This is a genomic window from Ferrimonas sp., from assembly GCF_048263965.1.
In the GTDB taxonomy this organism is placed as follows: domain Bacteria; phylum Pseudomonadota; class Gammaproteobacteria; order Enterobacterales; family Shewanellaceae; genus Ferrimonas.
Window position 1 is genome coordinate 48,863 of record NZ_JBLXDO010000016.1, and the last position, 19,980, is coordinate 68,842.

Here is a 19,980-nt window from a genome sequence, read left to right on the forward strand (position 1 = left end):
GGAATGAAAACACCGGAAGAGGTGCATAGAAAAGCCAGTTGTCACTGACAACTGGCTTAGTCAAAAACCGTCAACGTATTTTAGGACGGGTCATCGGGAACTAGCCGCCGATACGCTCGCGGATGGCGCCGACGATCTGAGAGCCGTCGTGGCCATTGGAGGTGGCCCAGTCCAGCACCGTCTTACCGTCAAACTCAGGTTTTTGCAGGCTCTTGGCGGACAGACGCTTCACCAGGAATACGCCCACGTCGTTGGCGTTGTTGGTAATGGCACTGCGGATCATGGTTTCACCGTTGCAGCGAATGCCGTCGTAGATGTTGCGTACCTTAACATTGGACTCTTTCAGCTTCTTGCGCAGCCGGCTTTTGTTGTCATCGTGCACGTACTGGCAGATGTTGGCGATCAGTTGGTCGTTCGCCTGAACCTGCGGTGTCCAAGCCATGTTCACAACCAGGGCTGCCGCCACCGCCAGACTCAGATGGGTCTTCATCGCACCACTCCTTGTTACTTATCGTTATTAAAAGATTTACATAGGGTAACAGCGACAGCTTACCCCAGATGCTTAACGATGCAAACCGGGAGCATATGGAACCATAACAAGAGGTTAGGAATGTGACTCAGTCGTACACCCGCTCCAGGGTGACGAAGTGGAGCTCACAGGCATTGGCCTCATCGGCGGGCCTGATCTGGCGCTCCAGTTCACGCCACTGCAGCTGCTGATAATCGGGAAAGCGGGTGTCCCCCTCCACTTGCAGCTGGGCCAGGGTCAGGTAGAGCCGGTCCGCCTTCGGCAACAGGCTGGCGTAGAGTTGACCGCCGCCGATGATCATCACCTCCTCCTCGTGGTCCAGCAGTGCCAGGGCCTCATCGATGCTGGCCACCCGGGTCACGCCCTCGGGCTGATACGCCGGGTTGCGGGAGATCACCACATTGTGGCGTCCAGGCAGGGGGCGGCCGATGGAGTCGAAGGTGCGGCGCCCCATCACCACTGGCTTTCCCATGGTGACGGCTTTGAAGTGTTTCAGATCGGCGGGCAGATGCCAGGGCATCTGGTTCTCTTTGCCAATGACCCGATCAAAGGCCATGCAGGCAATCATGGAAAGGCGCATCCGTAGTTCCTAGGGCGTGTTTATCTTTGGTGTTTAGTCTTTGGCCGAGGATGACGGCAATCAATCAAGGCGTTCGACTGCAGACATAGTGGTGTTATGTTGAAGTCGAACAACGCTGAGTGGTTGTCGTCAGTCCGGCCCCGAAGGGCGCTGCCATCTTCCAGAGTGACCGCTCTGCTGCAGCGGACTCCCTGCATCTTAATGCCACAAGTACCAGATGCTGAAGCAAAAACATTCAGCAAAGGTCAACATGCCTTAGATAATGGGTTTGTTCCGGTACCAGATGAGGCCGGGCATCGCCAGCCCCACGCTCAGGGCTCCCAGGATAAACAGGGTCTTCAGGGCGTTGTACACCACGGGCATCAGGCTCTCCGCCGTCACTCCCAGAGCGCTCATCTCCACCAGGCCAATGACGGTGTTAAAGGCAAAGGTACCGGGGATCATGGGGATGATGGCGGCCACCCCAAACAGCTGCATCGGCGCCAGGGTCTCCCTGGACCAGCGTACCGACAGGAAGCCGACCGTCACCGAGGCCGCAAAGGTGGCCCACTCGATGGGGGCCCCCCAGGTCATGCACAGGCCGCGAACCATGTGACCGACCGCCCCGGCCAGGCCGCAGCGCCACAGGAAACGGCCGGGCACGTTGAACACCATGGCAAAGCCCACCGCGGGGATGGCGGCGATGGCGCCGTTGATCACCAGTTGCAGCAGGTTCATATCCACCCCATCCCGGTCAATTGCATCGCCAGGGTGATGCCGATGGCGGCGGAGGCGGTCATCAGGGTCGCCTGCCCCCAGCGGGCCAGGCCGACGTTATAGTGGCCCTTGACCATATCGGCGATGGCATTGAGCAGAGGAAAGCCGGGCACCAGCATCAACACCGCCGCCGCCATGGCCACCTCGGCGTCCGGGGTGGGCCACACCATGGCCGCCAACCGGGCCACCAGGGTGGTGACGAAGGCGGTGGCGGCCCAGTTGATCAGCAGATTGAAGTGGCCCTTGGCCAGTTGCTGGCGCACCACCATGCCGATGCAGGAGGCCAGCACCGTCAGCAGCACCGCAGTATCGTCAGCGCCGAAGAGGTAGGCGAAACTGCCGCAGGAGGGGCCGATGATCGCCACCACCAGCCAGCGGTTCCAGGTTTTGGGTTTGAGTTGACGAAGCTTGCGGCCCACCTGGTCCAGATCCAGCAGGCCCTTCTCTGTCATGACGCAGATGCGCTGCACTTCACACACCATGTCCATGTTCAGGCCATGGTCCCGCAGGCGACGGGTGGTGGTGACACAACGCTGCTTGTAAAGGGTGGTCAGCACCAGGGAGGTGGAGGAGATGGACAGCTCCACGCTCTCGACGCCCAGGGCCACCCCCAGGCGCTGGCCCACGTCTTCCACCAGTTCACTCTCGGCCCCCCAGGCCAACATCAGCTGAGCGGCTCTGACCGCCAGCCGGGTGATCTCATTCTGCTGAGCGAGTTCCAACCCCAGACTCCCCAAAAACACGTCTTACAAACAGGTGTATTCTTCGAATAATACTCTTTTTCGGCCAGCAAAAAGGGGCACGAAGCCCCTTTTTCACTGTTCAGATTAACGCTGGTAGACCACTTCGACGTCGTAATCGTCGTCGTCCCAGTCATCCCAGTCATCGTCGTCCTCTTCGACAACGGCCTGATCCATCTGCTCTTTATGGTGGTGTTCCCACTTGAACTCCACCTCTTCCTCGTCACTCTGCTGCTCCTCTTCACGAGGCATATCGCGCAGCATCGCCATCAGCTCTTGGATCAGGTCATCGGTGCCGGTCCGGGACAGGGCACTGATGGTGCGCACGTCACCGTCCCACTCCAGGCCGTCGACGATGCGCTGCACCAACTCATCCTTCTCTTCGTCCAGCACCAGATCCAGCTTGTTCAGCACCAGGATTCTGGGTTTGGCCGCCAGCTTGGGCGAATAGGTTTCCAGCTCCTTGATGATCGCCTTGGCCCCTTCCACAGGATCGCTCTCATCAATGGGTGCCACGTCAACCAGATGCACCAGGGCACGACAACGCTCCAGGTGCTTAAGGAAGCGAACCCCCAGGCCGGCGCCGTCGGCAGCCCCTTCGATCAAGCCAGGAATGTCCGCCACCACGAAACTCTCTGAGGCGTTGGCCCGGACCACGCCCAGGTTGGGCACCAGGGTGGTGAAGGGGTAGTCGGCAACCTTGGGCTTGGCAGCGGACACCGCCCGAATAAAGGTCGACTTACCTGCGTTGGGCAGACCCAGCATCCCCACATCCGCCAGCAGCAGCAGCTCCAGCTTCAGTTCGCGGTGCTCACCTGGGGTACCCAGGGTCTTCTGCCTCGGGGTGCGGTTGACCGAGCTCTTGAATCTGGTGTTACCCAGACCGTGGTAGCCACCCTTAGCCACCAGCAGCTTCTGACCATGCTTGGTCAGGTCGCCGATCAGCTCCTGGGTGTCGGAGTCCACCGCCCGGGTGCCCACGGGCACGGACAGGACCTTGTCCTCACCCCGCTTGCCGGTGCAGTTGGCGCTGGCGCCATTGGAACCCCGGGTGGCACGGTGACAACGCTCAAAGCGGTAGTCGATGAGGGTGTTCAGGTTCTCATCGGCGATCAGGTAGACATCGCCACCATCGCCGCCATCACCGCCGTCCGGGCCCCCTTTGGGGATGTATTTTTCACGGCGGAAACTCACCACGCCGCTGCCGCCGTCTCCGGCTTCAACCCGGATCAGCACCTCATCTACAAATTTCATCGCTCTAACCCGTCAGGAAAACAGCTAATAGTATACCAAGGATGGGATCATCAGGGATCGCCTCCCCCCCTTGGACGCAAAAAGCCCCGCCGATGGCGGGGCTTGCAGATCGTTCGGTGAACGAATTACTCGGCAACGATGCTCACGAATTTACGGTTTTGCTTGCCTTTCACTTCGAACTTCACCTTGCCGTTCGCGGTGGCGAACAGAGTGTGATCGCGGCCTACGCCTACGTTGTCACCAGCGTGGAACTTGGTGCCACGCTGACGAACGATGATGTTGCCTGCCAGTACAGACTCGCCGCCGTAGCGCTTAACACCAAGGCGTTTGCTTTCTGAATCACGGCCGTTACGAGTAGAACCGCCAGCTTTTTTATGTGCCATTTCTCGTTACTCCGTAATTAGGCGTTGATGCCAGTAATCTTAACTTCAGTGAACCACTGACGGTGGCCCATCTGCTTACGGTGGTGCTTGCGACGACGGAACTTGACGATCTTAACTTTATCGCCACGACCGTGGGTCACAACTTCAGCAACAATCTTGCTGCCATCTACGTAAGGAACACCGACCTTCACGTCTTCGCCGTTAGCAACCAGAAGAACTTTATCGAACTCAATGGTGCTACCGGTTTCAACGTCTAGCTTCTCCAGACGAACAGTCTGGCCTTCGCTAACACGGTGTTGCTTACCACCACTTTGGAAAACCGCGTACATAGTAAAAACTCCGCTTCACACGCCGACCGCGCCATGTTGGGGTCAGGGTGTGGCTTAAAACTTGTTGACAATGGCCGGGCATTCTACGCCAAGGACACAAAACAGGCAAGGCCCACGATAAAAAAGATCGCGAAAGGATCTGGCCGAATTGAGCGACACCTCAATCAATGGGCAAATGCGGCTGTTATGCTCGTGGAATTTGGGTAGAATTCGCTTCCATACTGTGCACATTATACTTACAGCTGCCGAGTTTGGCAGCCTACAGCCGGATATATTATGGACCTGAACGCCATCCGAGACTTGGCCGACAACGATATGAAGTTGGTCAACCAGATGATCTACGAGCAACTCCACTCTGATGTTGTCCTGATCAACCAGCTCTCCTTCTATATCATCAACGGTGGCGGGAAACGGATGCGTCCGTTGCTGACTCTGTTGGCCGCTCAATCCGTAGGCTACGAGGGGGACAACCATATCCGCCTGGCTGCCATCATCGAGTTCATCCACACCTCCACTCTGCTTCACGACGATGTGGTGGACGAGTCCACCATGCGCCGCGGCCGGGAAACCGCCAACGCCCTGTTCGGCAATCAGGCCAGCGTGCTGGTGGGTGACTTCCTCTACACCCGCTCCTTCCAGATGATGACCGACATGAAGAATCATGAGGTGATGGAAGGCCTGGCGGAAGCCACCAACGTGCTGGCCGAGGGTGAAGTGATGCAGTTGATGAACTGCAACGATCCCGACACCACCGAAGAGAGCTACATGCAGGTGATCTACTGCAAGACCGCCAAGCTGTTCGAAGCGGCGACCGGTCTGGCGGCCGTGGTGGCCGATCAGGATGAGGTGATTGTGAAGGCGCTGTCCGATTACGGTCGCTACCTGGGCACCGCCTTCCAGCTGGTGGATGATGTACTGGATTACACCGCCGAAGCGGACGAACTGGGCAAGAACATCGGCGATGACCTGGCCGAGGGCAAGCCTACCCTGCCCCTTATCTACACCATGGGTAAAGGCAGCGAAGAGGAGCGTCAGCTGATCCGCGCCGCCATCGAGAATGGCGGTACCGAGGAGATCGACCCCATCCTGGCAGCCCTCAACCATTGTGGCGCCCTGGAGTACACCATGGCGCGCGCCAACGAGGAAGCGGACAAGGCGATCGCCGCCCTGGCCCCTCTGCCGGCCAGCGACGCCAAGGTGGCCCTGGAGTCCCTGGCCCGCATCGCCGTGGACCGCCGCAGCTAACAGATCAATTGGTATAGGGCTGGCTCACGACCCCACGCGCCAGAGACAAAAAAGGCCCCGACTGGGGCCTTTTTAATCTCTGGCTGACGGCTTAGCCGTTCACAAAGGCCTCGCCCTTGTCGATGTCACCCACCAGGGTCTCCATCATGCCGTCCAGAGCCTTCTGTTCGAACTCGCTCAGGGCGCCATAGCTCTGCACCTCGGCCACACCCTCGCTGCCCAGCAGCACCGGTTGAGCGAAGAAGCGGCTGTGCTCGCCATTGCCTTCCACATAGGCGCACTCCACCACACCCTGCTCACCCTGCAGGGCGCGCACCAGGGAGGTGCCGAACCGGCAGGCCGCCTGGGCCATGGACAGGGTGGCACTGCCGCCACCGGCCTTGGCTTCCACCACCTCGGTGCCCGCATTCTGGATGCGGTGAGTCAGGGAGGCGATTTCCTCATCGGAGAAGGTCACGCCCTCAACCTGGGACAGCAGAGGCAGAATGGTCACGCCGCTGTGGCCGCCAATCACGTTGATCTTCACCTGCTCAGGGGCCAGGCCCTTGGCTTCGGCAATGAAGGTTTCGGAGCGGATCACGTCCAGGGTGGTGACACCGAACAGACGACGCTTGTCGTACACACCGGCGTTCTTCAACACCTCGGCGGCGATGGCCACTGTGGTGTTCACCGGGTTGGTGATCACGCCGATGCAGGCCTTAGGCGCCACTTCGGCCACCTTGCCCACCAGATTACGGATGATGCCGGCGTTCACGTTGAACAGGTCCGCACGATCCATGCCGGGCTTACGAGCCACACCGGCGGAGATCAGCACCACGTCGGCACCTTCCAGGGCAGGGGTAGGATCTTCACCCGCATAGCCCTTGGCGTTCACTGCGGTGGGGATATGGCTGATGTCCACGGCAACGCCTGGGGTTACCGGGGCGATGTCATACAGGGCCAGGTCGCTGCCCTTGGGCAGGTTCAGTTTCAACAAAAGAGCCAGAGCCTGGCCAATCCCGCCGGCCGCGCCGAGTACTGCTACTTTCATGGTGTTCTCCATCTATCCTTTGATGTGACATGGATCGCGTTTGAATGTCTGCGCTCACCATACCCAAACACGGGTTTAAAGGCAATTTTACCAATCTCTTATTGACCCTTAACCCGAGCTCTGCTCCACTGCCATTCCGGGCCTGTAGTTGCCTATCCAGAGGCAAAGAGGCAAAATATGAATAACCCTCTAGAAACAACGAGCTGCCAGAATGAAGTCGACCCGCAATCAGGATGAGCTAATCCGCGTTTTCAAATCCCTGCTGAAAGAGGAGCGTTTTGGCTCCCAGGGCGAGATCGTCAATGCCCTGCAGGCTGCCGGATTCAGCACCATCAACCAGTCCAAGGTGTCACGCATGCTGAGCAAGTTCGGCGCCGTCCGAACCCGCAACGCCAAGCAGGAGATGGTCTACTGCCTGCCCGCCGAACTGGGTGTGCCCACCGCCACCAGCCCACTGAAGAACCTGGTGCTGGACGTGGACCACAACGGTGCCATGATCGTGGTGAAGGCCAGCCCGGGCGCCGCCCAGCTGATCGCCCGCCTGCTGGACTCCATCGGCAAGCCCGAGGGGATCCTGGGCACCATCGCCGGTGACGACACCATCTTTATTGCCCCCACCAAGGCGGACAACATCGATAAGGCGCTGCAGACGGTCAAGGACCTGTTCAACTACAAGGGCTAGTGCTCTGTAGCCGAGACAAAGAAAGGCCCGCATTGTGCGGGCCTTTTTCATGGCTGTCTGTTTAGCCGATAGCGGACTCCATGAAGTCCAGGGAGGGGGCAAAGAACGCCGCACCGGTCACCGCCTGGGTAAAGTTCAGCAGGTGATCATAGTGGCCATGGCCATCGCCGTGGATCATCGATTTCAGCTGAGCCTCGAAGTGAACCGGGGTGCTGCAGCAGCTGATGAAGAACAGGCCCTGCTCCTTCATGGTGCCGTAAGGCATGCTCTGGCGCAGGATCTCCATGGACTTGCCCTGGTCGTCCTTGAGGTTGGTGCGCTTGATGTGGCAGGTCAGGGGCTTGTCCTGGCTGGCGTACTCGACGTTCTCCATCTTGGTACGGCCTATGGTGTCCTCCTGCTGCTTCAGGCTGATGCCGTTCCAGCGATCCATGTTGTGCTGATAACGCTGGATGTGGATGTAGCTGCCGCCACGGAAGGAGGTGTCCTCGTCCCCCACCAGGGCCACTTCACGACGGTGCACGCCCTGAGGGTTCTCGGTGCCGTCCACGAAGCCGGTCAGGTCCCGGTTGTCCAGGTAACGGAAGCTGCGCACCTCCTCCACCAGCTGTACCAGTCCCTTGAGGCGGTGACACACCTCCATGGCGGCCACATGGTTGATGTCCACCCGATCGGAGCGAATGTGGATAAACAGGTCCACCGGCTGCACCGGCGCCTTACGGTCATCCTGCTCGAAGCTGGGGAAGGGGCGCAGCTTGTCAGGACGGGCATCGGGGTAGAGGGTATCCCAGTAGTTGGCGCCCACGGCCACAAAGCCGTTAAAGGCACTGTCCGCGTTCTGATCCACCGAGGCCTGCAACCAGGTGGCGATCTCTGCCAGTACCCCTCTCAGGGCGGGCTCCGCCTGCTCCTCTGCGTTAAACAGCAGATACAACCCGTGAAGGTTGCCCTCTGCACATACCCCTGCTTGCTCCCGAGGCATAGCGCTCCCTGTGTCTGTGGTCATGGTGACTCCGAACTCCGATAACAATACAAAATACCCGGCGATCACCGACGGTGCAATCGCCGCCCATCAGTCTGCCCCATGGCAGGACCTGAGATCTTGCTCTGCCTCATGCCTTGAGTGAAAAAGGATGAATATCAGCCACTCATAAAAAAAGCGCCCTCCAAGGGAGGGCGCAACTGCAGTAGAGAGAGTTGTTGTTGTTTTTATGGAGTTCAGTTCGCTCCCTTGACGGTGACAAACTCAGGGTAGGCGTCGATGCCACAGTCCGCGATGTCCATACCGCGGTACTCCTCCTCTTCAGTGACCCGGATGCCCATGGTCTTCTTCAGCAGGTACCACACCGTCAGACTGGTGGTGAAGACCCAGGCGAAGATGATCAGTGCGCCCAGAGCCTGGGTGCCGAAGCTGGCGTCGCTGTTGGACAGGGGTACCGCCATCAGGCCGAACAGCCCGCAGACACCGTGTACCGAAATCGCTCCCACAGGATCGTCGATCTTCACCTTGTCCATGCCGACGATGGAGAACACCACCAGGCCACCGGACACCAGACCGATCACCGCGGCCAGGGCCAGAGAGGGCGACAGCGGGTCGGCAGTGATGGCCACCAGGCCAGCCAGGGCGCCGTTGAGGATCATGGTCAGATCCGCCTTGCCCCACATCAACTTGCACACAATCAGGGCCGCAATGGCACCGAAGGCGGCGGCGGAGTTGGTGTTGACGAAGATCTTGGCCACGGCGGTGGCGTTCTCGGCGTCAGACACCATCAGCTGAGAGCCACCGTTGAAGCCGAACCAGCCCAACCACAGGATGAAGGTCCCCAGGGTCGCCATCGGCATGTTGGAACCTGGGATGGGGTGCACGCTGCCATCGGCACCGTACTTGCCCTTTCGGGCGCCTAAGAGGAGCACCCCGGCGATTGCTGCTGCCGCACCGGCCATGTGTACGATGCCGGAACCGGCGAAGTCCACAAAGCCCAGCTCAGAAACAAAGCCACCCCCCCAGGTCCAATATCCCTCAACTGGATAGATGAAGCCGGTAAGGACAACAGCAAAAGCCAGAAATGCCCACAATTTCATACGTTCCGCCACGGCACCAGAGACGATGGACATGGCGGTCGCCACAAAGACCACCTGGAAGAAGAAGTCCGACTCCAGGGCATGGTCCGCGTCAGAAGCCTGAGTGCCAATCAACCCGCCCAGGCTGGGCAGCCAACCCGCTTCGACGTTGTCCACGTACATGATGTTGTAGCCCACCAGCAGGAACATGGCGCAGGCGATGGCGTAGAGGCAGATGTTCTTGGTGAGGATCTCGGTGGTGTTCTTGGAGCGGACCAGGCCCGCCTCCAACATGGCGAACCCTGCCGCCATCCACATCACCAGGGCGCCGGACATCAGGAAGTAAAAGGTGTCCAGGGCAAATCTCAGTTCAGACACCGTGGTGCCAAGTTTGGTTAACTCTTCCATCTCTCGTCCCCCTTAAATCGCTTCTGCGTCGAGTTCACCGGTACGAATCCGCACCGCCCGCTCGAGGTCATATACAAAGATTTTTCCGTCGCCGATCTTGCCGGTATGGGCCGCCTGGCTGATCACCTCAATCAGGTGGTCCACCTTGTCGGCCGCGGTGGCAATCTCCAGTTTCACCTTGGGCAGGAAGTCCACCTGGTATTCGGCACCGCGGTAGAGTTCGGTGTGGCCCTTCTGGCGGCCGAACCCCTTTACCTCGGTGACCGTCAGTCCATCCACCCCCAGGTCCGCAATCGCTTCCCGGACATCGTCCAGTTTGAACGGCTTGATAATGACGCTTACCAATTTCATCTTCCCAATCCCTCATCCAGTGCTGATGGCATAGCTATTTCAACTCCTGTGCCAAGTTTCATAGTTCTTTTAAATCATCAACTTAACCAAAACAGAGCAATTGAGACTGACTAAGCATGCACCATTAGGTGCACTTTTATTCTGGCTTCGCCCTGTTTTGGTGCACAAAAAATGCGCACAAAAAAGCCCCGCACCGGGCGGGGCTTGGATGAAGGGGTACCAACTATTCGGTCTTACCCGGGTAGTTCTTGTCCCACTCGGGCACCAGGGTCTTCTTAAAGGTCTCCTTGTCGGCACGGAGTTTGTCCATATCCAGCCCAACCACCGCCTGGGCCTTGGCCTTGGTGGAGATGTCCGGCACCTTCACCTCGGCAGTCACACCGTTCACCGCCAGGATACGGGCCAGCATGGCACGGGCTTCGGCACTGCGCTCCAGGGAGGTACCCAGTACCCGCATCGCCTCGGCCGGGTTATGAGCGTGCACTCCGTGAGACGCAATGGCGTAATCCCAACGCCACTGGGCATGGCGAATGGCGGTCAGGGCGTCCTTCATCTGCGCCTCGGTAGCGCCCGCATCCCAGGCTGCCTTGGCTTCGAAGTGGGCCTTGACCAACTGGTCTTCCGCCTGAATCTTCAGGTCGGTCACCATCTTCTTGTAGTCAGCCACCACCTTCTCCAGCTCCTCTTTGCCCTGCTCATGACACTTGCCACAGGTAAACTCGAAGCGGTCGAAGGGGTTGCCCACATTGTGGTCGGTGTACTTCTTACCCTCGGCATTGGTCACCCGAGGCATGTGGCAATCGGTACAGGAGACATTGTTGCGACCGTGAGGGCCGGTTCGGGCGGTCTCGAAACCGGGGTGCTGGGCCTTCAGCATCGGCGCCTTGGACACTCCATGGGTCCAGTCCTTGAACTCCAGGGCATCGTAGTAGGCCTCCATGTCCTCCACCGAGGTGCCGTTGTTCCAGGGGAAGGTCACCATGATGTCGGGCTTGGAGAAGTAGTACTCCACGTGGCACTGGGCACAGACCATGTTCTGACGGTCAGACTTGGAAGCGGACTCCCAGTCCATGCCGATGGCGGCAAAGCCACGCTCGGCGAAGGGCACCGACATTCTCAGCTTGCCCTTGTTGGTGTGGCAGTTACCACAACCGATCTCGTTGGTGATCTGGTCACCCCGCTTGGCCCACTTTCCGTGGAAATACTCCTTCTCACCCAGGGTATCGATCAGCCTGGGCACATCCGGACTCTTACAGGACCAGCAGGCCATGGGCATGGGCCCATCCTCTTTGCCCGTAGGGGCGCCGGTACGCAGGGTGTTGCGCAGGTCGGTGATGGTGTAGTGGTGCCCCCTGGCCTTGTTGTAATCCTTGGCGAAGCCGTAGCCCGCCCAGAGCACCACCAGCCTGGGGTCTTCGGCCAGCGCATCCACCAGCTCCTTACTCTCCTCGGTCTGCTGCCAACTGGCATGTTGTTTTTTGAATTTGGCGAATTTGCTGCTGTCCGCTTCGGTCACCTCTTTGGCGGAGGCCAAAGGTGCGACCAGACACAACAGTGCTGCAATGAGTTTCATCCTGTTCACGATTGCGCTCCATTATTGCTGTTTTAGATGGCAACCGAGGCGTATCGACCAGAGAGGCCGGAGTGACAAGCTCCGCTCAGTGTCGTTCGATTCCGGTGCAGAACCCTGGACCAACAACCGAACGCCTGACATGGCAACCGCCACCCCAGTCCAAACTCCTACCATCAGAGGCCTGCACGCCCTATGGCTGCCATCTAAGGATAGATAACCTGCCCGATTTCGCCTGTGAATCACTCACTTCTCTTGTCATTCACCTGAGCTTGGCGATAGGCTTGCAACAAACCTCAGCAACAGGGCCCGTCATGCACCGCAACAAAAGCCTATCCACCACAGTGTTGTCACTGATTGTCAGTGTGATTTTCATCTTTGGCGGTGTGGCGGTCTTCTCGGTGATCACCCTGATGTACAGCGTGGATGATGCCAAGGCGATCAACGCCTCCGGCTCCCTGCGGATGCGCTCCTATCAGTTGATCTTCCTGGCCAACGCCGGCAGCACTGTGGTGGATCGTAAGATTGCCGAGTTTGAGGAGATCCTCTACTCCGATGAGCTGAGCAAGGCACGCAGCTGGTACAACCCGGGCTCCACCCATCAGCAGTACGATCAGGTGATCGCCAGCTGGCACCAGATGAAACTCTATGCCCTCAACGGCAACTCTCGCGCCTATGTGAATGAGGTGCGCCAGTTTGTGGATGAGATCGACATGCTGGTGGACATGCTGGAAAGTCAGGCGGAGAAGAAGACCATGCTGCTGCTGGCCACCCAGTTGCTGGGACTGCTGACGGTGATGGCCATGGGCTTCCTGCTGATGCGGGCCGTGGGCGGGCGGGTGCTGCGCCCCCTGCATCAGTTGGAGGAGGCAGCCCTCTCCATCAGCCGGCGCAAGTTCGACCTGGACCTGCCTGACAGTGAATACCACGAGTTGCAGACCCTGAGTGACACCTTCAAGGAGACCGCCGTCGAGCTGGAAACCCTCTACAATAACCTGGAGCAACAGGTGGAGGAGAAGACCCGGGAGCTGGAACAGGCCAACGCCGGTCTGCTGCTCCTCTATCAGACCTCCCTATGGTTCCACCGGGATCGCCTGGGCTCAGACACCATGCAGCAGGCCCTGGAGCGTCTGCAGAGACACACAGGCGCCAATGGAGTCACCCTCACCATCGACGGTCGCAAAGACCTGACCATGACACTGGGGGATCCCAACCGCAACACCCCCATCTCCACCGCCGAGCCCCTGGTGTTTGAGGATGAGCGCCTGGGCACCCTGTCGCTGATTGGCCACGGCCCGTTGCCACCGCAGATGCTGCACAACTTCGCCATCATCGTCGCCCGTGCGGTGCTGCTCAACCGCGCCAGCCAGCAGCGGGAGCGGCTGACCCTGATGGAGGAGCGGGGCACCATTGCCCGGGAGCTGCACGACTCCATGGGCCAGGTGCTTGCCTACATGAAGATCCAGACCTCGCTGCTCAAGCGGGCCATCGCCGCCAACAACCAGGAATTGAGGGACCAGGCGATGGAGGAGATCGTCTCTGGCACCAACCAGGCCTACCAACAGTTGCGGGAACTGCTCTCCACCTTCCGCCTCACCATCTCCGAGCAGGATCTCAAGGCCAGCCTGGAACAGATGCTGGAACCGCTGGAGTCCAGGTCCGAGAGCAAGCTGGTGCTCAACTATCACCTCAACACCCCATCGCTCTCCCCCCAGCAGCATGTGCATCTGCTGCAGCTGAGCCGGGAGGCGGTACTCAATGCCATCAAACACTCCGGGGCGGACACCATCACCCTGAGTGCCCTCGCTCTGGAGGATGACCGTATCGAACTCAGTGTGTGCGATACGGGCATAGGTATCGAAAACGTGAAAGAGAGAGAAAACCATTTCGGAATTGGTATCATGCATGAACGTGCACGCAAGCTGGGTGGGGAACTGAAGTTCATCTCCAACCCCGGTGGCGGCCTGTGCGTGAAGGTAATATTCAGACCACAAGAGGACGATAAGCATGAGTAAGCCCTGGAGCGTGATGGTCGTGGATGACCATCCCCTGCTGCGACGAGGCATCTGTCAACTGCTGACCCTGGATGATCGCTACGACCTGTTTGCCGAAGTGGGCTCGGGCGTGGATGCCCTGGCGGCGGTGGCCGAGGATGAGCCTGACCTGATCCTGCTGGATCTGAATATGAAGGGGATGTCGGGCCTGGATACCCTCAATGCGCTGCGCCAGGAGGAGGTCACCAGCCACATCGTCATCCTGACCGTGTCTGACGCCGCCGAGGATGTGCGCACCCTGATCCAGGCCGGAGCCGACGGCTACCTGCTCAAGGACAGCGAGCCTGAGCAAATTCTGAACCAGGTTGAGCAGGTGATCACCGGTAAGCAGGTGATCACCGAGCGTCTGCAATCCTACCTGCAGAGCTCAGGGGATGAGGATGACAGCTGGTGGCAGGAACTCACCCCCAGGGAACAGGAGATCGCCCGGTTGATTGCCGAGGGGATGAGCAACAAACTGTTGGCGGAGAAGCTGTTCATCAGTGAAGGCACCGTCAAGGTGCACGTAAAGAACCTGCTGAGAAAGACCGATTGCCGCTCCCGGGTTGAGCTGGCAGTAAAGGTATTGCAGAAGTAATCCTGCCTTGGGGCTTACCTGACCGGCAGGCCCTAACGCCCCAGAAACCTATGCCAGCTCTCCAGCAGCTGGCACAGGTCCTCCAGGCCACAGCAGGATTCACTCTCCTGATCGTAGAGCTCCACATCCGGATCCAGCTCCTGATCCTGCTCCATGCCCAGGGCATTGTGGCTCAGCATCACCTCACCCTGCTCCAGGATCAGGGTCCACTCCCCCAGGCCGAAGCGCCGCTCCGCCAGCCCGTTGGCCTGACGCAACTGACCCAGAAGCTGGTCGACCAACTCACGCCGGCCCAACTCTTCCGTCAGCAACTGGCCAAAGGCCTCGTGGCCCATGGACAGCCTTGCCTCCCGCTCTCCGGTGAGGCCGTGTTTGAACTCATATTCCATATCAGGGTCTTATCAAAAGTATCGCGAACTAAAGTGTAACTCAGGGTACCGAGGGCCGCAGTCCAATCCCTGCGCATCCACACATGAAACCCGAGGGGCATTCCTCTATGATAGTGAGTCATCTCTTATTGAGCACAGCAGTATGTCCCTAACCGAACAAAGAATCAGCGAGCTGGAAACCAAGGTGGCGTTCCAGGAGGAGACCATCGACAGCCTCAACCAGACCGTGGTGGAACTGAACCAGCGGTTGGATCTGATGCAGCGCCAGGTCAAACAGCTGGCTGACAAGATGATGGCCACCGGCCCCAGCCAGATCGCAACCCAGGCGGAAGAGACCCCACCACCCCATTACTGATATGAGCCAGACCACCCCCTCCCCAGACTCTCTCACCATCGCCCTGCTGGGCGAAGCGGTGTTGCGCCAGCACGCCGGTGCCGTCCAGCTGCCGGATCCTCAGGTATCCCAGTTGGCCGAGGGGATGCGCCGGAAGATGGACGATCAGGGAGGCGTTGGCATCGCCGCGCCCCAGGTGCACCACAGCCTGGCGCTGATGATCATCGCCTCACGCCCCAACGCCCGTTACCCAGACGCGCCGCAGATGGAGCCCCTGGTGATGGCCAATCCCCGCATCGAAGCTCAGTCCACCGAGCAGGAGATGGGGTGGGAGGGGTGCCTGTCGGTACCCGGTATCCGCGGACGGGTCTGTCGTCCTCTGTGGGTTGAGGTGAGCTTCGATGACCTCTGTGGACAGCGACACCACACTCGCCTGAAGGGGTTTGTGGCGCGGATTTTCTGCCACGAATTTGATCACCTGTGCGGCCTCACCTTCCTCGACCGGGTCGAGGACAACCGCGACCTGATGGCCACCGAGGTGTGGCTCAGGGAGGGGCAGTCATGATCAAACCCTTTGCCCTGGTTGCCCTCGCCAGCCTGACGCTGTCTGGCTGCGCCTCCAATTCGCTGTTCCTGCCCTACCCGGCGCAGATGGGCGAGGTGAAAGCCCAGCTGGACAACGGCAAAGGCCAGGCACTGAAACCCCTGGAGGCCGGGCTGCAGGGGCAGGACCGGCTGCTGTACGCCCAGGAGGCAGGGCGGGTCGCCCAACTGCAGGGCAACTTCGACGCCAGCCGCCGCTACTTTGAACAGGCCTTGAGCCAATACGACCAGCGTGACTGGAAGGCCCTGGTCAGCCTGAGCGACCTCAGCAGCCAGGCCGCCGGCGCCACCATCTCCGACAACCTGATCCCCTACCGGGGCCAGGCCTATGAGCGGGTGCTGGTTCACCAGTATCAGTCTCTCAACTACCTGCTCAGTGGTGACCTCACCGGCGCCACCGTGGAAGCGCGGCGGGCCGATCAGGCCCAGACCCTGGCACTGAGGGCGTACGAGGACAGGGACGAGATAAAGACCCTGCGCAGTGCCGGACTCAACCGTGAGCTGGCCAAGCTGGACTCTCTGGGAGGCAACGCCACCAACTCCTTCATCAACAGCTACACCCTGTATCAGAACGCCATTCTGTTTGAAGCCCAGGGAGAGGACAACGACGCCCTTATCGACCTGCGCAAGGCGCTGCAGGCCTACCCGGACAACAGCCTGCTCGGGGCCGAGTATGTACGCCTCTCCTGTGAACTGGATATTGACTGCGACGGCGCCCGCCGCCAGTTTGGTGCGCCAGCGGAGATGGCCCCGGGCCAGGGCCGGGTGGTGGTGCTGTTGGAAACCGGCTATGTGCCGGCCAGGGAGTCGGTCACCATCCCCTTCACCATCGACGGCTACTATCAGCAGGTCTCCCTGCCCACCTACCGGGGCTTGCCTGCACCCAGCTCAAGGGTCAAGCTGAGCCTGAAGGGATCAGAGTCCTACCAGGGGGAAGCCCAGCTTATCGGTGAGATCGACACCCTGGCGGTGCGGGCCCTGCAGGAGCAGTATCCCGCCATCGTCCTGCGCCAGGCCCTGAGGGTGGCCGCCAAGGCGGGCACCAATGAGTGGGCGGAAAAGAAGGGCGGTGACGTTGGCGCCATCGCCATGCAGATTTTCAATGCCCTGACGGAGCAGGCGGACCGGCGAAGCTGGCTGACCCTGCCCCGCCAGGCGTGGATGTGGCCCAAGGCGGTCACTCCCGGCCAGTATCAGCTGGCCATCGACGGTACCCCGCAGCCGGTGGAAGTCAAAGCGGGACGAACCACCCTGGTCTGGGCGGTGAAGACCGGCCCGGGGATCCGGATGCACTCAGTGATTTTGTAAGAGGAAGACCCAAGATGAAAAGCGTAAAACTGATCGTGGCCATTGCGGCCATCGCCCTGCTCGGCGGCTGTCAGTCCAAGGTGGAGTACCGGGATGCCACAGAAACCGAAACCGTCACCGTAGATTTTGGCTCTTCGGATCTGCAATCCGTGGCCGCCAAGATGGTGGACTCCATGCTGACCACCCCGTCGGTGATCCGACTCACCGGCGACAGCCGCCCCGTGGTGTTCGTTGACAAGATCAAGAACAAAACCTCGGAGCACATCGATACCGAGTCCATCACCGACACCATCAGCACCCGACTGCTGCGCAGTGGCCAGTTCCGCTTCGTCGACATGACCAAGGTGGAATCGGTTCGCAAACAGCTGGACTTCCAGAACAACGGCGGCCTGGTGAACCCTGCGACCGCCATCCAGTTCGGTCGCCAGATCGGTGCCCAGTACATGCTGTATGGCAACCTCTCCAGCATCGTCAAACAGGACGGCTCCACCAAGGATGTCTACTACAAGATGACCATGCGCCTGATGGATCTTGAGAGTGGTCTGATCGAATGGGCGGACGAGAAAGAGATCCGCAAGCAGAAGAACCGCTCCTTCCTGGGACTCTAAAACCAGAGCCCCAGTTCAGGTTTATTCCGGGGTAAACACCCCGATGATCTGACCGGCGCCTGCCTGCTTCTGGGCAGGCGCTTCAGCCTGACGCTGCTGATGGCCGCACTCCACGCACTCCATCACCTCCACCCCGTTCTCGGCGAACAGCATGATGCTGTCCATCGCCTGACACTCTGGGCAGCTGGCCCCGGCAATGAACCGCTTCTTACGGGTTGCTTCCATGATCAATTTTCTCCTTTGGCCTGTGGTACACTTCGGCCACTTCCTATCTGAATACCGAATCCATGATAACGCTAAATCAGGTGCAACTCATCCGCGGCGCCAAGCGGCTGCTGGATAACACCTCACTCACCATCTATCCCGGCCACAAGGTGGCCCTGGTGGGGGCCAACGGCTGTGGCAAGTCCAGCCTGCTGGCCATGCTCACCGGTCAGGTCAGCCCGGATGCGGGGGACCTGAATCTGCCCAAGGGGTGGCGGATGGCCACCGTGGATCAGGAAACTCCGGCCCTGACGGTCAGTGCCCTGGACTACGTCCTGGACGGTGACCGCCACTTTCGTGCCCTGGAGCAGGAGCTGGGCCGTGCCCAGGAATCCGGCGAGGGCAAGGCGATCGCCGCCGCCCATGATGCCTTCGAGGCCTATCATGGCTACCAGGTGCCCGCCCGGGCTGCCGAGCTGCTGGACGGCCTGGGGTTTGATCAGAGCGCCCAGGGGCAATCGGTAAAGAGCTTCTCCGGTGGCTGGCGCATGCGCCTCAACCTGGCCCGGGCCCTGCTGGTCCCCTCAGACCTGCTGCTGCTGGATGAGCCCACCAACCACCTGGATCTGGACACCCTGATCTGGCTGGAAGGATGGCTCAAGCGCTACCCGGGCACCCTGATCCTCATCAGCCACGACCGCGACTTTCTGGATCAGGTTGCCGGCGAGGTGGTGCACATCGAGCACCAGAAGCTGAACCACTACAAGGGCAACTACAGCCAGTTTGAGCGCCAGCGCGCCGAGCAACTGGCCCAGCAACAGGCCCAGTTCGAGAAGCAGCAGCGTCAGCGGGCCCATATGCAATCCTTCGTGGATCGCTTCCGCTACAAGGCCAGTAAGGCCCGTCAGGCCCAGAGCCGGCTCAAGGCGTTGGAAAAGCTCACCGAACTGGCGCCGCTGCACGCCCAGAACAGCTTCAACATAAGCTTTCGCGAGCCCCAGGCCCTGCCCAATCCGCTGATCCAGATGGACCAGGTACAGGGTGGATACGGCGACAAGACGGTGCTGGAGCAGATCAAACTCAACCTGGTGCCCGGCAGCCGCATCGGCCTGCTGGGGCGCAACGGCGCCGGTAAGTCCACCCTGATCAAACTGCTGGCCGGGGAGCTCAAGCCCATGAGCGGTGAACTGGCCCCCAATCCGGCCCTGCAGATCGGCTACTTTGCCCAGCATCAGCTGGAGACCCTGCACCCACAGCAGAGCCCGCTGCAGCACCTGACCCTGATCGCCCCGGACGCCACCGAACAGCAGCTCAGGGACTACCTGGGCGGATACGGCTTCAGCGGCGACAAAGCCAAGGAGCCGGTGGCCCCCTTCTCCGGCGGGGAGAAAGCGCGTCTGGTGCTGGCCCTACTGATCTGGCAGCGCCCCAACCTGCTGCTGCTGGATGAACCCACCAACCACCTGGACCTGGAGCTGAGGGAAGCCCTGACCCTGGCCCTGCAACAGTTCGATGGCGCCATGGTGGTGGTCTCCCACGATCGCCACCTGCTCCGAGCCACCTGCAGTGAGTTCTATCTGGTGGACGGCGGCCGGGTGAAGGACTTCGAAGGGGACCTGGAGGATTACCACCAGTGGCTGATCCAGCAGGCCCGAACCAGCGAAACCGAGGAGACGGGCCCCTCCCAGTCAGAACAGAAGCGAAACCGCAAGCGCCTGGAAGCGGAACTTCGCCAAAAGCTGTCCCCCCTCAAAAAAATCGAAACTGACATCGATAAACGGATGTCAAAGTTGCACACTCGTTTGAACACCATTGAAGAGTCCCTGTCAGACAGTCGCCTCTACACGGATGAGTGCAAATCAGAGCTGAATGGCCTGCTGATGGAACGAGGCGAACTGCAATCCCAGCTTGAAGAGTTTGAGCTGGAGTGGTTGGATATCCAGGAGCAGATGGAAACCATTCGGGACGCCGCGAAGGAGCAATAA

23 protein-coding genes are annotated in these 19,980 nt (G+C 59.9%); 9 read left to right on the top strand and 14 right to left on the bottom strand.

Annotation, left to right across the window (positions count from 1 at the left end; all coding sequences use genetic code 11):
- Nucleotides 1-100: 100 nt before the first annotated feature.
- The 7 genes from ACN0RV_RS14025 to rplU form a co-directional block, all read right to left on the bottom strand.
- Complete coding sequence (locus tag ACN0RV_RS14025; protein ID WP_417348447.1) at nucleotides 101-490, bottom strand: DUF3718 domain-containing protein; 390 nt, start codon at nucleotides 488-490, stop codon at nucleotides 101-103.
- 127 nt (nucleotides 491-617) lie between these two features.
- Complete coding sequence (gene folA / locus ACN0RV_RS14030; RefSeq protein ID WP_417348449.1) at nucleotides 618-1,109, bottom strand: type 3 dihydrofolate reductase; 492 nt, start codon at nucleotides 1,107-1,109, stop codon at nucleotides 618-620.
- A 255-nt stretch (nucleotides 1,110-1,364) separates the two neighbouring features.
- Nucleotides 1,365-1,826, bottom strand: coding sequence for a threonine/serine exporter family protein (locus ACN0RV_RS14035; protein ID WP_417348451.1), 462 nt, complete (start codon nucleotides 1,824-1,826; stop codon nucleotides 1,365-1,367).
- On the bottom strand, nucleotides 1,823-2,530 hold the full coding sequence (locus ACN0RV_RS14040) for a threonine/serine exporter family protein (protein WP_417348520.1): 708 nt from the start codon (nucleotides 2,528-2,530) through the stop codon (nucleotides 1,823-1,825). The genes ACN0RV_RS14035 and ACN0RV_RS14040 overlap by 4 nt, the downstream gene beginning before the upstream one ends.
- Before the next feature lie 162 nt (nucleotides 2,531-2,692).
- Nucleotides 2,693-3,859 carry an Obg family GTPase CgtA gene (gene cgtA, locus ACN0RV_RS14045; RefSeq protein WP_417348453.1) on the bottom strand — a complete coding sequence of 389 codons (1,167 nt, stop codon included), beginning with the start codon at nucleotides 3,857-3,859 and terminating at the stop codon, nucleotides 2,693-2,695.
- A 125-nt stretch (nucleotides 3,860-3,984) separates the two neighbouring features.
- Nucleotides 3,985-4,242: a 50S ribosomal protein L27 gene (gene rpmA, locus ACN0RV_RS14050; RefSeq protein WP_028109699.1), complete on the bottom strand. Its 258-nt coding sequence runs from the start codon at nucleotides 4,240-4,242 to the stop codon at nucleotides 3,985-3,987.
- A 17-nt stretch (nucleotides 4,243-4,259) separates the two neighbouring features.
- Nucleotides 4,260-4,571 (bottom strand): 50S ribosomal protein L21, encoded by a 312-nt coding sequence (gene rplU, locus ACN0RV_RS14055; RefSeq protein WP_417348455.1) that lies wholly within the window; start codon nucleotides 4,569-4,571, stop codon nucleotides 4,260-4,262.
- A gap of 276 nt (nucleotides 4,572-4,847) precedes the next feature.
- Between rplU and ispB the strand changes: the two genes are divergently transcribed.
- On the top strand, nucleotides 4,848-5,816 hold the full coding sequence (ispB, locus tag ACN0RV_RS14060; RefSeq protein ID WP_417348457.1) for an octaprenyl diphosphate synthase: 969 nt from the start codon (nucleotides 4,848-4,850) through the stop codon (nucleotides 5,814-5,816).
- 91 nt (nucleotides 5,817-5,907) lie between these two features.
- Here ispB and mdh read toward each other — a convergent pair whose 3' ends face one another.
- The gene (gene mdh / locus ACN0RV_RS14065; RefSeq protein ID WP_417348459.1) at nucleotides 5,908-6,846 is read right to left on the bottom strand and encodes a malate dehydrogenase; all 939 of its coding nucleotides are present in this window, start codon (nucleotides 6,844-6,846) and stop codon (nucleotides 5,908-5,910) included.
- 211 nt (nucleotides 6,847-7,057) lie between these two features.
- Between mdh and argR the strand changes: the two genes are divergently transcribed.
- Nucleotides 7,058-7,528 (top strand): transcriptional regulator ArgR, encoded by a 471-nt coding sequence (gene argR / locus ACN0RV_RS14070; protein ID WP_028109695.1) that lies wholly within the window; start codon nucleotides 7,058-7,060, stop codon nucleotides 7,526-7,528.
- A gap of 61 nt (nucleotides 7,529-7,589) precedes the next feature.
- Here the strand turns inward: argR and ACN0RV_RS14075 are convergent, their stop codons facing one another.
- The 4 genes from ACN0RV_RS14075 to nrfA all read right to left on the bottom strand — a co-directional run bounded on the left by ACN0RV_RS14075 (nucleotide 7,590) and on the right by nrfA (nucleotide 11,921).
- Nucleotides 7,590-8,534, bottom strand: coding sequence for a Dyp-type peroxidase (locus ACN0RV_RS14075; RefSeq protein ID WP_417348461.1), 945 nt, complete (start codon nucleotides 8,532-8,534; stop codon nucleotides 7,590-7,592).
- 212 nt (nucleotides 8,535-8,746) lie between these two features.
- Nucleotides 8,747-9,997 carry an ammonium transporter gene (locus ACN0RV_RS14080; RefSeq protein ID WP_417348463.1) on the bottom strand — a complete coding sequence of 417 codons (1,251 nt, stop codon included), beginning with the start codon at nucleotides 9,995-9,997 and terminating at the stop codon, nucleotides 8,747-8,749.
- A 12-nt stretch (nucleotides 9,998-10,009) separates the two neighbouring features.
- Entirely contained in the window at nucleotides 10,010-10,348 is a 339-nt protein-coding gene (gene glnK / locus ACN0RV_RS14085; RefSeq protein ID WP_028109692.1) for a P-II family nitrogen regulator, read from the bottom strand.
- Between the two features lie 223 nt (nucleotides 10,349-10,571).
- Nucleotides 10,572-11,921, bottom strand: coding sequence for an ammonia-forming cytochrome c nitrite reductase (gene nrfA / locus ACN0RV_RS14090; protein WP_417348466.1), 1,350 nt, complete (start codon nucleotides 11,919-11,921; stop codon nucleotides 10,572-10,574).
- A gap of 311 nt (nucleotides 11,922-12,232) precedes the next feature.
- Here nrfA and narQ point away from each other — a divergent pair, with 311 nt between their 5' ends.
- A complete protein-coding gene (gene narQ, locus ACN0RV_RS14095; RefSeq protein WP_417348467.1) occupies nucleotides 12,233-13,933 on the top strand; it encodes a nitrate/nitrite two-component system sensor histidine kinase NarQ in 1,701 nt (566 codons plus the stop codon).
- A complete protein-coding gene (locus ACN0RV_RS14100) occupies nucleotides 13,926-14,549 on the top strand; it encodes a response regulator (protein ID WP_417348469.1) in 624 nt (207 codons plus the stop codon). Before narQ ends, ACN0RV_RS14100 begins: the two co-directional genes overlap by 8 nt.
- A gap of 32 nt (nucleotides 14,550-14,581) precedes the next feature.
- Here ACN0RV_RS14100 and ACN0RV_RS14105 read toward each other — a convergent pair whose 3' ends face one another.
- On the bottom strand, nucleotides 14,582-14,938 hold the full coding sequence (locus ACN0RV_RS14105) for a YacL family protein (RefSeq protein ID WP_417348471.1): 357 nt from the start codon (nucleotides 14,936-14,938) through the stop codon (nucleotides 14,582-14,584).
- Nucleotides 14,939-15,080: 142 nt separating this feature from the next.
- Here ACN0RV_RS14105 and ACN0RV_RS14110 point away from each other — a divergent pair, with 142 nt between their 5' ends.
- The 4 genes from ACN0RV_RS14110 to lpoB are packed head-to-tail and all read left to right on the top strand — an operon-like array spanning nucleotide 15,081 to nucleotide 17,791.
- Nucleotides 15,081-15,293, top strand: a complete 213-nt coding sequence (locus ACN0RV_RS14110; protein WP_417348473.1) for a SlyX family protein — start codon at nucleotides 15,081-15,083, stop codon at nucleotides 15,291-15,293.
- 1 nt (nucleotide 15,294) lies between these two features.
- Entirely contained in the window at nucleotides 15,295-15,837 is a 543-nt protein-coding gene (gene def, locus ACN0RV_RS14115; protein ID WP_417348475.1) for a peptide deformylase, read from the top strand.
- A complete protein-coding gene (locus tag ACN0RV_RS14120) occupies nucleotides 15,834-17,183 on the top strand; it encodes a COG3014 family protein (protein WP_417348477.1) in 1,350 nt (449 codons plus the stop codon). Before def ends, ACN0RV_RS14120 begins: the two co-directional genes overlap by 4 nt.
- A 14-nt stretch (nucleotides 17,184-17,197) precedes the next feature.
- Nucleotides 17,198-17,791 carry a penicillin-binding protein activator LpoB gene (gene lpoB, locus ACN0RV_RS14125; protein WP_417348479.1) on the top strand — a complete coding sequence of 198 codons (594 nt, stop codon included), beginning with the start codon at nucleotides 17,198-17,200 and terminating at the stop codon, nucleotides 17,789-17,791.
- 21 nt (nucleotides 17,792-17,812) lie between these two features.
- Here lpoB and ACN0RV_RS14130 read toward each other — a convergent pair whose 3' ends face one another.
- Nucleotides 17,813-18,016, bottom strand: a complete 204-nt coding sequence (locus ACN0RV_RS14130; protein ID WP_286341256.1) for a YheV family putative zinc ribbon protein — start codon at nucleotides 18,014-18,016, stop codon at nucleotides 17,813-17,815.
- Nucleotides 18,017-18,078: 62 nt separating this feature from the next.
- On the opposite strand from ACN0RV_RS14130, the gene ACN0RV_RS14135 reads away from it, so the two are divergent.
- On the top strand, nucleotides 18,079-19,980 hold the full coding sequence (locus ACN0RV_RS14135; protein WP_417348481.1) for an ATP-binding cassette domain-containing protein: 1,902 nt from the start codon (nucleotides 18,079-18,081) through the stop codon (nucleotides 19,978-19,980).